This window comes from Streptomyces sp. NPDC048290 (genome assembly GCF_040652095.1).
GTDB lineage: Bacteria > Actinomycetota > Actinomycetes > Streptomycetales > Streptomycetaceae > Streptomyces.
The window spans coordinates 12,765-25,308 of sequence record NZ_JBEZLM010000012.1 but is presented as its reverse complement, the minus strand read 5'-3'; the positions used below and the strand labels follow the sequence as shown (position 1 = coordinate 25,308).

The following is a 12,544-nucleotide window of genomic DNA, read 5'->3' as shown; positions in this document are numbered from 1 at the left end:
GCGCGAGCCGTGATGCCGGTCGACCTGATCGCGATCATGTTCGTGTCGGTCGGGGATTCCAGCGCCCCGGACACCGTTCAGCCCTCCCTGCGGTGCCGCCTTCAGGAGCATTCCGGGGGCCGTCATCACGCCTTGGTGTGGGAGCTGGACGACGCCGGTGACGGGGAGGTGTGGGCCCTGTGGGCGAAGGGCTGTCCACCCGACATGTTCCGTGTCGTCCCCGACTGCAACACCCCCTCCGGGCCCACCGCCCAGGACACGGTGTGCAGCCTGTTCGCCGGTCACCGGGGGTGCCACACCTTCGAGTACACCGACCCCCTACAGGACGCCCTCACCAGCGATCCGGAGTTCCGGCGCGCAGCCCGGCGGATGCAGAAATTGATGGCCCGTCACATCCCCCGGCAGCCGTCCGGGGACGACGACGGCGGGGAGGTGGAGGCGCGGTGAACGCCGGTACGCCACCCGCCCCGGGCGCCTCGCGTCTGACGATCGAGACGTACCGGGTCCGCCCGGACGGCGAACGCGTCGACCGCACCCCGGTGATCGTCTACCGGCCCGGTGAGATGCGCCCCTGCGGGATCGGCACCCGCCGCTGGCCGCCGTGCCGGTGCCCGCGCTGCCGGACCGGTGACGGTCCGCCGGGACCCTGGTAGCGGCCCTGTGATCGCCCCTCCGCCCGGTGGACAGGAAGGACCCTGGCGGAGGGTGCGCCAACCGCCGTCCGCCCCATGCCGCATCGGCTCCCCCCGATGGGGCGGACGGCCCCTGAACGGCCCCCACAGCGACCGCTGGAACTCAAGCGCTGTGGGGGCCGTTTCTCATACCGAGGAACGTCCGGTCCCCGGACCGTCGCCCTGCTCGTTGGCCTCTTGCAGCGCGACCGCGGTGATGCCGTCGCGCACGAGGGTGATCTCCCGGTCCTCCCGGTCGTAGAGTCCGCGCGTGCTCAGGTAGTCCGCGCCCCCCTGGGTGACCACCAGGGCCCCGACATCACACCGCCACCGTGTCCGCCGACTCCTTCACCCACCGCTCCAGCCGGTCCACGAAGTCCGCGCCGCGTGCGGCCCAGTCCAGTTCGGCCAGCGCCGCGTCCCGGCCGCGTTCGGCCGAGCCGAGCCGCAGATCGGCGTCGGTGCGCAGCCGCCGTACCGCCATCGCGGCGGCGGCCGGGTCCTCGTAGGGGACGACCAGGCCGCAGCGGTGGCGTTCCACCAGGTCCGCGGCGAGCGGGTTGGGGGTGGTGACCACGGGCACGCCGTGGGCCATGTACTCGACGACCTTGGTGGGCCGGGAGTGCCGGTAGTTCGGCTGGTCGTGGAGGAGGGACAGCCCGGCCAGCGCGCCGGAGAGCAGGGCGAGGGCGCGGTCGTTGGACTGGTAGCCGTGCCAGCGCAGTACGCCCTCGCGGTCGGCGGCGGTGAGCGCGTCGCGCACGTCGGGGTCGGCGGCGCCGACGGCCTCCACCCGGACCTCGGGCGCCAGCAGCCGGGCCGTCTCGATCAGGTCGAGCGCCCCGCGCGCCCGGGACAGATGGCCCAGGTAGACGGCCCGGTCGGGGCCGGGCGGCGCCGGGTGCGCGCGCGGCACGACGGGCAGGTTGGGCACCACGGGGTGGGTCCCGCGGAACCGTTCCTGGTAGGCGTCCTCGGCGAGCAGCAGCCGTACGTGCCGTTCGGCGAGGCGTTCCGCGGTGCGGACGGCCGCCCGGAGCGGGGGGCGCAGCAGCGCGGGGACCCAGCGTTTCATCGCCAGCGCGGCCGAGGTGTCCTCGTGCACGTCCCACACCGTCACCGGGGCCCGGCCCGCGCGGCGCCAGCGGCGCAGGGTGCCGGGCAGGGCTAGCAGCAGCTCGGGGTCGTGCAGCAGCACCACGTCGACCTCGGGGCCGCGGTCGGCCAGCAGGGTGCGGGCGGCGCGCAGCGCGGCGCGGCGGTCCCGGCCCACCGCCCGGGGCAGGTCGAGGCCCTCGACGTCGGGGCGCGGGACGGCCCGGCGGGCGGCGAACGGGGCCGCGTACAGCACCTGGTGGCCGTGTTCGCGCAGGGTGGCGATCTGGCGGTGGAGGATGCGCGCGTCCTCGGGATGGTGGACGACGGTGACCACGAGTATCCGCATCAGAGCAGCACCTTTCGGCTCCCGGCGGGGCGGACGGGGGTCAGAGCACCTCGACACCGGGCCGGAAGATCCGCCCCTTGGTGTCGAAGAGCAGCCGGGCCGCGTCGGACAGGGCGGGCAGGTCGTAGGAGGAGTGGTCCTGGAGCAGGATGGTCAGGTCGTGTCCGGCGACCGCGGTCGCCGGGTCGTCCACCCGGGGCACCGGGACCCCGTCGATCGCCCACTCGGCCACATGCGGGTCGTGGAAGTACACCTCCGCCTCGCGCCGCCGCAGCAGCCGGGCCACCGGCACCGCCGGGCTCTCCCGCTGGTCGGCGATGTCCGGCTTGTAGGTGACCCCGAGCAGCAGCACCCGGGAGCCGTGCAGCGGCCGTCCGGCATGGTTGAGCAGGTCCTGCGCCCGGCGTACGACGTACTCGGGCATCCGGCGGTTGATCTCCTGGGCCAGCTCCACGAACCGGAACTCGTAGCCGAGCGAGGAGCGCACCTTGTAGGAGAGGTAGTTGGGGTCGATGGGGATGCAGTGGCCGCCGACGCCCGCGCCGGGCCGGAAGGCGTGGAACCCGAACGGCTTGGTGCTGGCGCAGCGGATGGCGTCCCAGAGGTCGACGCCCAGCTCGTGGCTGATCACCGCCAGCTCGTTGACCAGGGCGATGTTGACATGCCGGTAGGTGTTCTCCAGCAGCTTGGCCATCTCGGCCTCGCGGGTGCCCTTGGCCTGCACCACCTCGTCGACGAGCTTGCCGTAGAAGGCGACCGCGCGGGTGGCGCAGGCGGGGGTGGAGCCGCCGACCACCTTCGGGGTGTCGCGCAGTCCGAAGCCGGGGTTGCCGGGGTCGATGCGCTCGGGGGAGAAGGCGAGCGCGAAGTCGCTCCCGGCGCGCAGTCCGGAGATCCGTTCCAGCAGCGGGCGGACGACCTCCTCGGTGGTGCCGGGGTAGGTGGTGGACTCCAGGACCACCAGCGTTCCGGGGCGCAGCCGTTCCGCGACCGCCTCGGCGGCCGAGGTGACCGCGCTGAGGTCCGGGCCGCCGTCCGTGGTCAGCGGGGTCGGCACACAGATCACCACGGTCTGCGCCCGGCGCAGACAGTCGGGGTCGGTGTGCGCGGAGAACCCGGCGGCCAGCATCCGTCCGATGTCGTCGTCGGTGACGTCGTCCACATGGGAGCGTCCGGCGTTCAGCGCGGCGACGATCCCCGGGTCCAGATCCAGGCCGACGACCCGCAGGCCGACCGTGGCCGCCTCGCGGGCCAGCGGCAGTCCCACATAGCCGAGTCCGATCACCGCGAGTTCGGCGGTGGGTTCCGGGTCCTGGGACCGAGTGCTCCGGGCGACCTGCATGGCGTTCCTCCCCGTCCCGTGCCGGACCCGGCGGTCAGGCGTGGCGTCACCGGTGCGGGGCCCGCGCCTCAGACAGCGCCGAGGGCGCGGTACGCCGCACGGGTCGTCTCGGCGACCCGAGTCCAGGTGCGGTCGCGGGCCACCAACTCGCGCGCCGCCGCTCCCCAATCCAGTCGATTAAGACGGTAATACATATTTTCAATACCTTCTGCCCACAAATGGGGTGAATCGGGCGGGATGAGGAGGCCGGTCCTGCCCGGCTCCACGAGTTCCCGGAGCGCCGGGAGGTCGCTGGCCGCCACCGGCAGCCCGCACGCCATCGCCTCCACCGGCTTCAGCGGGGTCACCAGCCGGTTCACCCGGGCATCGGTACGGGCCACCGCGAACAGGTCCAACGCCGCGTAGTACTCCCGCACTTGGGCGTGCGGCACCCGCCCGGTGAACAGCGCCGTACGGTCACCGAGCCCCAGCTCCCCGGCCAGCTTCTCCAGCGCCGCCCGCTCGGGACCGTCCCCCACGATCAGCAGCCGCACCGGCACCCCGCGCAGCCGCAGCTCGGCACCCGCATGGAGCAGCGTCCCGATTCCCTCGTGCGGCGCAATGGAGCCGACCGCGCCCACCACGAACTCCCCCGGCCCGATCCCCAGCCGCGCCCGCAGCGCCCGTCCGTCCGGCGGCGGCGCGAGGAACGCCTCGTCCACCGCGTTGGGCACCAGCAGCACCCGCTCCGGGTCCACTCCCCGCCCCACGATCTCCGCCTTCATCGCCGCGCCCAGCGTCAGCACCAGATCGGCCTCGGTCATACAGGACGTCTCCAGCGCGCGGCGCGCCAGATAGCTGGGGTCGTCCCGGGTGCGGCCGGGCGCCTGGGTCAGCCAGGTGTCCTCCAGGAAGCCCCGCACCTCGTACACCACCGGCAGCCCGTAGGCCGCGCGGAGCGCCAGCGCCACCCGGCCGTTGCCGTGGTCGGTCGCCGGATGCAGCACCGCCGGGCGCAGCCGCTCCACCAGCCGCCCGGCCAGCTCCGCGTTCCGCGCCAGCAGCGCCCGCTGCCCGTACGGCAGCCACCACGGCAGCAGCCGGTGCTGCGGCACCCCGCCCACCGTCACCACCGCACGGGTGTCCGGCGCCCCCTGCGCCACCGGGAAGCCGAGCCGGGTCACCACATGCGGATCGAGCCCCGCCGCCCGCTGCGCCTCGGCGATCTTCTGGGTGCGCACGGTGTACCCGGCGTGCTTGACCGGCAGCGCGTTGGTCACCAGATGCAGCACCCGCCCCGGCACCGGCCGCACCACCGCCCGGGGCGGCGGCGCGGGCACCCGGCGCCCGTCCGGCACCGCCGCCGGACCCGACGTGGCGGCCCGTGCCGCGAGCCGCCGCTCCAGCCCGCCCGGCGCCCCCGGCAGCAGCCGCGCCCCGAGCAGCGCGGCACGCGCGGGGTCATGGCGCAACTCGCCCCACGCCACGGAAGCGGCCAGACTGAGCGCACGAGGGGACGAAAAGCGCAAATACCCCAAGCGACGGAAACCACGCAAATGACTCGACATGCCGTCACGGTAGGCGGAAAGAGCGGAGAACGTACGACATGAACGGGCGCGTACTCCACGTCGTCGGCACCCGGCCGAACTTCGTCAAGGCCGCACCGGTCGTCGCCGCCCTGCGCGACGCGGGCTGCGACCAGGTCCTGGTGCACACCGGCCAGCACTACGACGAGCGGATGTCCGACATCTTCTTCCGGCAGCTCGCCCTGCCCCGGCCGGACACCGACCTCGGCGTCGGCTCCGGCAGCCACGCCCGCCAGACGGCCGAGCTGCTGATCGCCCTGGAGGGTGAGCTGACCGCCCGGAACCCGGCCCTGGTCGTCGTCTACGGCGATGTGAACTCGACCCTGGCCGCCGCCCTCGCCGCCGCCAAACTGGGGATCCCGGTCGCCCATGTGGAGGCCGGACTGCGCAGCTTCGACATGGCGATGCCGGAGGAGGTCAACCGGCGCCTGGTCGACCAGCTCGCCGAGCTGCTCCTCGTCACCAGCCCCGAGGCCATCGGCCACCTCGCCCGCGAGGGCGTCCCCGCCGACCGCGTCCACCTGGTCGGCAACCCGATGATCGACACCCTGCTCACCCACCTCGACCACTTCGACCCGGCCGCCGCCCGCGCCGCGCACGCCCTGCCCGAGCGCTACGCCGTGGTCACCCTGCACCGCCCCGCCAACGTCGACGACCCCGAGGCCGCCCGCGCCGCCGTGCACGCCCTCACCGAGGCGGCCCGGCTGATCGACCTCGCCGTCCCGCTGCACCCGCGCGGCCGGGCGGTCCTCGGGGAGGCCGGCCTGACCGGTGCCCCCGGCGTCCACGTCATGGATCCGCTCGGCTACGTCGAGTTCATGAGCCTGGTGCGCGGCGCCGCCGCCGTGATCACCGACTCCGGGGGCGTCCAGGAGGAGACCACCGTCCTCGGCGTCCCCTGTCTGACCCTGCGCACCACCACCGAACGCCCGGTCACCGTCACCCATGGCACCAACCGCCTGGTCGGCCCGAGCGAACTCGTCCCCGCCCTGCGCAAGACCCTCGACACCGCCCCGGACACCCGCCCCAGCGAGGGCCCGCCCCTGTGGGACGGCAAGGCGGGCCCGCGCATCGCACGGATCGTCACCCGCTGGCTGGACCACCATGCCTGAGCCCACGGCTCACAGGGACGCCCACCAGGACGCCCGCCCCGCCGCCCACCAGGACGCCCCCGCCGCCGCCCACGCCCGGCCCGCCGCCGACGCTCCCCCCGGCGCCCACGACAGCACCGCCGACCCCGACCACGCTCCCCCCGGCGCCCACGACAGCACCGCCGACCGCGCCTACTGGAACACCCGCCACCGCGACCACGACACCCTCGCCTCCGGCGGACACATCGGCCTCGACCGCCCCGGCAACGAGATCTTCTACGCGCTGCGGCTCGGCGCCCTGCTGCCGCTGATCGGCGACCTCGCCGACCCGGCCGCCCCCCTGTTCGTGCTGGACGCGGGCTGCGGCAAGGGCCACTTCGCCCGCGCGCTGGCCCGCTGCGGACACCGGGTGGACGCCTTCGACACCAGCGCCCAGGCCATCGCCCTGGCCCGCGCCGAGGGCGGCGGCCCCCGCTACTCCGTAGCCGCCCTGGACGAGTGGCGCGCCCCCTGGCTCTACGACGCAGTGCTCAGCGTGGACGTCCTCTTCCACGTCCTGGACGACGCGGAGTGGGCCGCCGCGCTGCGCAACCTCGCCTCCCTGGTCCGGATCACCGGACGGCTGATCGTCACCGACGAGAACCTCACCGCCCGCCGCCCGCGCGGCACGTACATCGTCCACCGCCCGGCCGCCGACTACACCGCCGTCCTCGCCCCCCTGGGCCTGCGCCACACCGGCTTCACCCCGTACGGCTTCCGGGAGAACGAGGTCGGCTTCCACGTCTTCACGAGGACCCGCTGATGCGTCTGACCGATCTGCTGCGCCCCCATCTCGACGGCGTCACCACCGTCCTGGACGCCACCCCCGGCGCCCTCGACCTGGAGCCCTACCTCCATCTTCCCGACGGCGTCACCCTGACCCGCGAGCCGCAGCCCGTCGGCGAGGGCGCCCTCGTCCTGCTCTCCTACGGCCCCGACACCCGGCTGCACGGCACCGAGTCCGATGTCGTCGCCGTCCTGGAGCGGATGCGCCCCGGCGGACGCGGCGTGCTCGTCCTCGGCCACCGGGGCCCCGACCTGCCCTACCACCGGCTGCTGGACGCCCTGGTCGCCCACCACTGCCAGGTGCTGCGGGCCGCCCCCCTCGACTACACCCATCTGCACGCGGGCGCCGTCTTCACTCGCACCGACGCACTGCTCCCGCCCGACGACTGGTTCGGCCGCCCGGTCCCCGCCGAGGGCTTCACCACCGCGCTGCGCATCGCCGACGAGTATGTCCTCGCCGACCTGGTCTCCCGCTCCCTGCGCGCCCGGGTCCTGGACCTGGAGAGCGCCGCCGAGGAGTTCGCGACCGCCGCCGGGGCCACCGGGCACGGCGACTCCCTCGCCGAACGCCTCGCCGCCGCCGAACGCGAGAAGGGCCGGCTCTCCGCCGCCCTGCGCGGCGCCCGCGACCGGGTCGATGTGCTCCAGGCCCGGGTGGCGATGCTGGAGGGCTCCACCTCGCTGCGGGTCGGCAAGGCCCTGGTCTCCGCCGCCCGCTCACCGAAGCGCGGCGCGACCCGGCTGCCGAGGGAGCTGTACGGGCTGTGGCGCGGCCGGACAGCCACACCCGGCCCCGCGAAACCGGCGCCCACCGCCCCCACCGGGTCCGCCGCCCTCGCCGAGGAGGTCCAGGACGGGCGGTTCCATCTCGCCCACCGCGCGTTCACCTCCACGCCCCGCGACCGGCTGGTCCTCGCGGGCGTCCTCACCGACGCCACCGCCACCGCGTTCGCCGCCGACGCCGCCGTCGAGCGGATGCTGCCGCACGACGGTGAGCTGATCGTCGCCCGCACCGACCCGGACGCGCTGCTCGTCCAGCTCACCGCCTGCACCGGGTACGGCCCCTGGGCGCACACCGGCACCGGCTTCGCCCCCGACCTCGACCGGCGGCTCGCCCAGATCCTCGCCGCCGCCAGGACGGCCGGCCGCGCCTGTGTGCTGTGGCGCGACGGCCCCGCCTCCGCCGCCCCGGGACTCGCCCGGTTCACCTGGGACGCCGTCCTCGACTCCGACACCGGCACCCCCCTCACCGCCCTCGACCCGGCCGCCGACGGCCGTGACCGGCTGCGCGAGGTGTTCCACAGCACCGGCACCCGGGTCCGGCTGGCCGCGCTCGCCCGCCGCGTCGGCGCCCCCGACCCGCTGGCCGCCCGCCAGGTCGCCGTGCTGGCCGACCCGCGCGACCGCGCCGACCTCGCCCGGCTCACCGCCCAGGTGCTGGACCAGCGCCACCGGCCCGCCGAGGTCGTCGTCCCCGACCCCGCCGGGCTCGGCGAACTCATCGCCGCCGGGGTCACCGTCCGTACCGGCGAGCCCCGCGCCCCCTGGGTCGCCGACTGGACCGACCTCACCGAGGACCGCCCGGACACCCTGCTGCTCGATCTGCTGTGCGCCCAGGAGTACTCCGGCGCCGACGCCGTCGGCTCCACCCCCGCGGGCGACGACTACACCTTCGTCCCCGAACTGCGCCCCCTGCTGGTCTCCCGGGCGCTGCTCGCCACCGGCGTCCCGCCCGAGCTGTGGGCACGCCGGGGCCACCGACTGTTCGCCTGCTGCGGAAAGGAGCCGGCATGAGCCGGGAAGAGACCGGCCTGGGCCGGGAGGAAGTCGGAGCGGGCCGGGAGGAGTCCGGCGCGGGCCGGAAGGAGTCCGGCGCGGGCCGAGGGGAAGTCGGAGCGGGCCGGGAGGAGTCCGGCATGGGCCGAGGGGAAGTCGGAGCGGGCCGGGAGGAGTCCGGCGCGGGCCGGAAGGAAACCGGCGCGGGCCGGGAGGAGCCGGGTGCGGGCCGAGGGGAAGTCGGCACAGGCCGGGAGGAAACCGGCGCCAGCCGGGAGGAATCCGGCACAGGCCGGGAGAGATTCGCGCCCGGCCCCCAGGGCGCGGCGCCCGTTCCGGCCCGGACCCTGAACGCCCTCGTCTACGGCGATGTCGACCTCAACCTCATCGACGGCTCCGCCGTCTGGGCCCAGTCCACGGTCCAGGCCCTGTCCGGCACCGGCTGCCGGACCCGGCTGGTGCTCAAGGCGCCGGTCCGCACCGGACGGCTGATCGACCCGCTGACCGGGCTGCCCGGCGTCCGCGTGGTCCGCCCGCACGACGAGGGACTTGTCCCCGGCGCCACCGACAAACCGCTCTCCCCGGTCCAGGCGTCCCGGCTGCTGACCCGGCTGGACGAGACCGACCCCTGCGATCTGCTGGTGCTGCGCGGCCGTCGGCTGGTCAGCCGGGTGGTCGCCGACGGCCGTTTCGACGGCCGGATCTGGGCCTATCTCACCGACATCCCGCAGTCCGCCGCCGAGCTGACCGAGGAGGCCCGCGCCGAACTGACCCGGATCGCCGAGGCCGCCCAGCGGCTGCTGTGCCAGACCGAGGAACTGCGCTGTCTGCTGGAGACCTGGGTCCCGGAGGCGGTCGGCAAGTGTGTGCTCAGCCCGCCCGCCGTCCCCGACCCCGGCTTCCCGGTCCCGGACCACGACCAGCCGCACACCCCCTTCCGGCTGGTCTACACCGGCAAGTTCGCCCCGCTGTGGAACACCCTCCCCATGACCCGGCTGCCCGCCCTGCTGGCCGAGCACGGCGTCCGGGCCGAACTGCACACCGTCGGCGACAAGATCCACGACGACCCCGGGGACCCCGAGTTCCGGCCCGCCATGGCCCGCGCCCTGAACACCACCCCCGGCGTCGAACACCACGGCGGACAGCCCCGCGAGACCGCCATGAAGATCGCCGCGGGCTGCGACCTGGGCCTCGGCTGGCGCGCCTCCGCGCTGGACGCCAGCCTCGAACTCTCCACCAAGGTCCTGGAGTTCGGCGCCCTCGGCCTGCCCGTCGTACTCAACCGCACCCCCGCCCACGAGGCCCTGCTCGGCGTCGACTATCCGCTCTACGTCCCCGGCCGCGCCACCCTGGACGACTGCGCCACCGCCATCGCCCACGCGGCACAGGACCCCGCCGCCCGGCGGCTGGCCGCCGAACGCTGCCGCGAGGCCGCCGACCGCCACACCCTCACCGCCGCCGTCGACCGCTGGCGCGGCCACCTGGAGCGGGCGTTCCCGCCCGCGCCCCGCGCGCTCGCCGACCGTCCCCGTCCGCTGCGGATCGGCGTCGCGGGCCACGACCTGAAGTTCCTCACCCGGCTCCTGGACCATTTCCGCGCGGTGCCCGGTCTGGAGCTGCGGATCGACGCCTGGCCCGCCCTCGCCCGGCACGACCCGGTGGCCAGCAGGGAACTCGCCGACTGGGCCGATGTGGTGGTCGTGGAGTGGTGCGGCCCGGCCGCCGTCTGGTACAGCCGCCACAAGCGCCCCGGCTCCCGGCTGATCGTCCGTCTGCACCGCTTCGAGCTGGACGCCGCCTGGCCCCGCCAGGTCGCCATCGACCACGTGGACCGGGTGATCTGCGTCAGCACCTACTACGCCCGCCGCACCCTGGAACACACCGGCTGGCCCGAGTCGAAGGTCGTCGTGGTGCCCAACTGGGTCGACACCGACCAGCTCGACCGGCCCAAGGCGCCCGGCGCCCGCTTCCGGCTCGGCATGATCGGGATCGCGCCCAGCCGCAAACGGATGGACCTGGGCCTGGACGTGCTGGAGGCGCTGCGCGCCCGCGACCCCCGCTGGCACCTCGCCATCAAGTCCAAGCCGCCGTGGGAGTACTGGTGGATCTGGAACAAGCCCGAGGAGCGCGCCCACTTCGACGCGGTGCTGCGCCGGATGCAGACCTCGCCGCTGCTGACCGGCGCGGTCACCTTCGACGGCTTCGGCGCGGACGTGGCGGGCTGGCTGCGCCGGGTCGGCCACGTCCTGTCCACCAGCGACGACGAGAGCTTCCACCTAGCCCCCGCCGAAGGCATGGCATCCGCCGCCGTCCCCGCGCTGCTGCCCTGGCCGGGCGCGGACGAGATCTACGACCGCCGCTGGATCCACTCCGACCCGCGGGCGATGGCGGACGCCCTGGAGGGGCTCGGCGACGACGGCTGGCGGACGGCCGGACAGGAGGCCCGCACCCAGGTACGGGAGCACTTCTCGCTGGACCGGGTGGCCCGGCAGTGGACGGACCTCCTGCTGACCGGCCAGGTGTCCGCCCCGGCGTCCGTCTAGTCGACCGGGATGCGTTCCACGGACCCGGCCGGTGGAGCCGTCACCGCTCCGGCCGGGTCCACCGGCTTGACGACCCGGAACGCGAACTGCCCGCAGTACGTCAGCTTGCGAAGATTGACCAGCGCGGTCTGCCGTCCGGTCCGCCGCCCCCAGTCGTCGATCTCGGAGTTCATCGGCGACTCCTCGCTCCAGTAGCGCCCGTACCGGGACTTCCCGTCCGCGCGGTAGGACCGCATGATCAGCGTCACACCGTCCAGCGAGGGCCGGATCTCCGCCAGCCGGAGCCCGGCCTCCTCGACCAGCACCCGGAACCCGTACGGCGTGTAGTTCCACAGGCTGAAGGAGTGGTACGGCTCGAACTGCGAGGTGGAGCCGATGAAGGTGCCGCCGGGCCGCAGCACCCGGGCGATCTCGCCCAGCAGATCACGCGGCCGGGCCACATGCTCGAACACCTGGTGGGAGTAGATCAACGGCAGGCTGTCGGTACGGAACGGCAGCCGGACCCCGTCGTAGTGCACCACCGGGTCGCCGCCCGGCAGATGCTGCCGGGCCTCCGGGGAGTCCCGGATGTCCACCCCGATCCAGCGGACCGCCGGGTCGTGCCGTTTGAAGTGCGCGGCGGACGCGCCCTTTCCGCAGCCCAGGTCCACCACCGCGCGGGGGGCGCCGGGCGCGGCCATGACCTGGTCGACGTAGTAGCGGGAGGTCACCTGACGGGCGTGGTCGCCGGGGATGCAGTCCTTCAGAAGGTCCCAGAGGGTCGCCATGCGGCGAGGCTACGGCACCATCCGCCGCAGCAGATCGCGCAACACCAGCCGCTCGTCGGCGCTCAACCCGGCCAGCGGTTCCCGGGCGAACCGGAGGGACTCGCGCAGCCCGCGCGCCACCCGCAGCCCCTCGTCCGTGGCCGCCGCCAGCTTCACCCGGCGGTCGGCGGGGTCGGCGCGCCGCTCGGCCAGCCCCCGGGACTCCAGCCGGTCCACTATCCCGGTGACGTTCGACGGCTCGCACTTCAGCCGGTGGGCGATCCGGCGCATCGGCAGCGGCTCCAGCGCCAGCAGGCTGAGCAGCTTGGCCTGGGCGCCGGTCAGCGCGTGCTCTGCGGCGGCCTCCTCGTACTCCTCGTGGTAGCGGGCCACGAGACCGGCGATCAGCTCGACGACCTCCAGGGTCAGCGGGTCGGCGCGGTGCGGGGTGGCGGACGGGGTGCCGGACGGTGTGGCCATGGAGTCCAGAGTAGCGCTTTACTTGACAGCATGAAATATTAAAGCCCATTGTTGTTTCATC

Annotated in this window: 12 protein-coding genes; 6 read left to right on the top strand and 6 right to left on the bottom strand. The window is 74.5% G+C overall.

Going from position 1 to position 12,544, the window contains the following annotated elements; all coding sequences use genetic code 11:
* Positions 1 to 12: 12 nt before the first annotated feature.
* Both AB0D49_RS21580 and AB0D49_RS21575 read left to right on the top strand, forming a co-directional pair.
* Positions 13 to 447 carry a hypothetical protein gene (locus AB0D49_RS21580; protein ID WP_362759602.1) on the top strand — a complete coding sequence of 145 codons (435 nt, stop codon included), beginning with the start codon at positions 13 to 15 and terminating at the stop codon, positions 445 to 447.
* The gene (locus AB0D49_RS21575; RefSeq protein ID WP_362759599.1) at positions 444 to 653 is read left to right on the top strand and encodes a hypothetical protein; all 210 of its coding nucleotides are present in this window, start codon (positions 444 to 446) and stop codon (positions 651 to 653) included. Before AB0D49_RS21580 ends, AB0D49_RS21575 begins: the two co-directional genes overlap by 4 nt.
* Before the next feature lie 165 nt (positions 654 to 818).
* On the opposite strand, the gene AB0D49_RS21570 is transcribed toward AB0D49_RS21575, so the two are convergent.
* From AB0D49_RS21570 to AB0D49_RS21555, 4 genes are all read right to left on the bottom strand, one after another.
* Positions 819 to 977, bottom strand: coding sequence for a hypothetical protein (locus tag AB0D49_RS21570; RefSeq protein WP_362759597.1), 159 nt, complete (start codon positions 975 to 977; stop codon positions 819 to 821).
* A gap of 13 nt (positions 978 to 990) precedes the next feature.
* A complete protein-coding gene (locus tag AB0D49_RS21565; RefSeq protein ID WP_362759594.1) occupies positions 991 to 2,115 on the bottom strand; it encodes a glycosyltransferase in 1,125 nt (374 codons plus the stop codon).
* Between the two features lie 40 nt (positions 2,116 to 2,155).
* Positions 2,156 to 3,457 (bottom strand): nucleotide sugar dehydrogenase, encoded by a 1,302-nt coding sequence (locus AB0D49_RS21560; RefSeq protein ID WP_362759591.1) that lies wholly within the window; start codon positions 3,455 to 3,457, stop codon positions 2,156 to 2,158.
* 68 nt (positions 3,458 to 3,525) lie between these two features.
* On the bottom strand, positions 3,526 to 4,923 hold the full coding sequence (locus AB0D49_RS21555; protein WP_362759588.1) for a glycosyltransferase family 4 protein: 1,398 nt from the start codon (positions 4,921 to 4,923) through the stop codon (positions 3,526 to 3,528).
* Positions 4,924 to 5,042: 119 nt separating this feature from the next.
* On the opposite strand from AB0D49_RS21555, the gene wecB reads away from it, so the two are divergent.
* Genes wecB through AB0D49_RS21535 form a run of 4 tightly spaced genes read left to right on the top strand, consistent with a single transcriptional unit; the run spans position 5,043 to position 11,257 of the window.
* Positions 5,043 to 6,134, top strand: coding sequence for a UDP-N-acetylglucosamine 2-epimerase (non-hydrolyzing) (gene wecB, locus AB0D49_RS21550; RefSeq protein ID WP_362759585.1), 1,092 nt, complete (start codon positions 5,043 to 5,045; stop codon positions 6,132 to 6,134).
* Positions 6,127 to 6,915 carry a methyltransferase domain-containing protein gene (locus AB0D49_RS21545; RefSeq protein WP_362759582.1) on the top strand — a complete coding sequence of 263 codons (789 nt, stop codon included), beginning with the start codon at positions 6,127 to 6,129 and terminating at the stop codon, positions 6,913 to 6,915. Before wecB ends, AB0D49_RS21545 begins: the two co-directional genes overlap by 8 nt.
* A complete protein-coding gene (locus AB0D49_RS21540; RefSeq protein WP_362759579.1) occupies positions 6,915 to 8,732 on the top strand; it encodes a hypothetical protein in 1,818 nt (605 codons plus the stop codon). Before AB0D49_RS21545 ends, AB0D49_RS21540 begins: the two co-directional genes overlap by 1 nt.
* Positions 8,729 to 11,257 (top strand): glycosyltransferase, encoded by a 2,529-nt coding sequence (locus AB0D49_RS21535; RefSeq protein ID WP_362759576.1) that lies wholly within the window; start codon positions 8,729 to 8,731, stop codon positions 11,255 to 11,257. Before AB0D49_RS21540 ends, AB0D49_RS21535 begins: the two co-directional genes overlap by 4 nt.
* Here the strand turns inward: AB0D49_RS21535 and AB0D49_RS21530 are convergent.
* A complete protein-coding gene (locus tag AB0D49_RS21530; protein WP_362759574.1) occupies positions 11,254 to 12,024 on the bottom strand; it encodes a class I SAM-dependent methyltransferase in 771 nt (256 codons plus the stop codon). The genes AB0D49_RS21535 and AB0D49_RS21530 overlap by 4 nt on opposite strands.
* Positions 12,025 to 12,033: 9 nt before the next feature.
* Positions 12,034 to 12,483, bottom strand: coding sequence for a MarR family transcriptional regulator (locus AB0D49_RS21525; protein WP_362759570.1), 450 nt, complete (start codon positions 12,481 to 12,483; stop codon positions 12,034 to 12,036).
* Between the last annotated feature and the right edge of the window lie 61 nt (positions 12,484 to 12,544).

Coding starts and splice junctions, on each gene's coding strand:
- AB0D49_RS21540 (WP_362759579.1), top strand. CDS start 6,915: ATGCGTCTGACCGATCTGCTGCGCCCCCATCTCGACGGCGTCACCACC.
- wecB (WP_362759585.1), top strand. CDS start 5,043: ATGAACGGGCGCGTACTCCACGTCGTCGGCACCCGGCCGAACTTCGTC.
- AB0D49_RS21525 (WP_362759570.1), bottom strand. CDS start 12,483: ATGGCCACACCGTCCGGCACCCCGTCCGCCACCCCGCACCGCGCCGAC.
- AB0D49_RS21560 (WP_362759591.1), bottom strand. CDS start 3,457: ATGCAGGTCGCCCGGAGCACTCGGTCCCAGGACCCGGAACCCACCGCC.
- AB0D49_RS21530 (WP_362759574.1), bottom strand. CDS start 12,024: ATGGCGACCCTCTGGGACCTTCTGAAGGACTGCATCCCCGGCGACCAC.
- AB0D49_RS21535 (WP_362759576.1), top strand. CDS start 8,729: ATGAGCCGGGAAGAGACCGGCCTGGGCCGGGAGGAAGTCGGAGCGGGC.
- AB0D49_RS21580 (WP_362759602.1), top strand. CDS start 13: ATGCCGGTCGACCTGATCGCGATCATGTTCGTGTCGGTCGGGGATTCC.
- AB0D49_RS21545 (WP_362759582.1), top strand. CDS start 6,127: ATGCCTGAGCCCACGGCTCACAGGGACGCCCACCAGGACGCCCGCCCC.
- AB0D49_RS21565 (WP_362759594.1), bottom strand. CDS start 2,115: ATGCGGATACTCGTGGTCACCGTCGTCCACCATCCCGAGGACGCGCGC.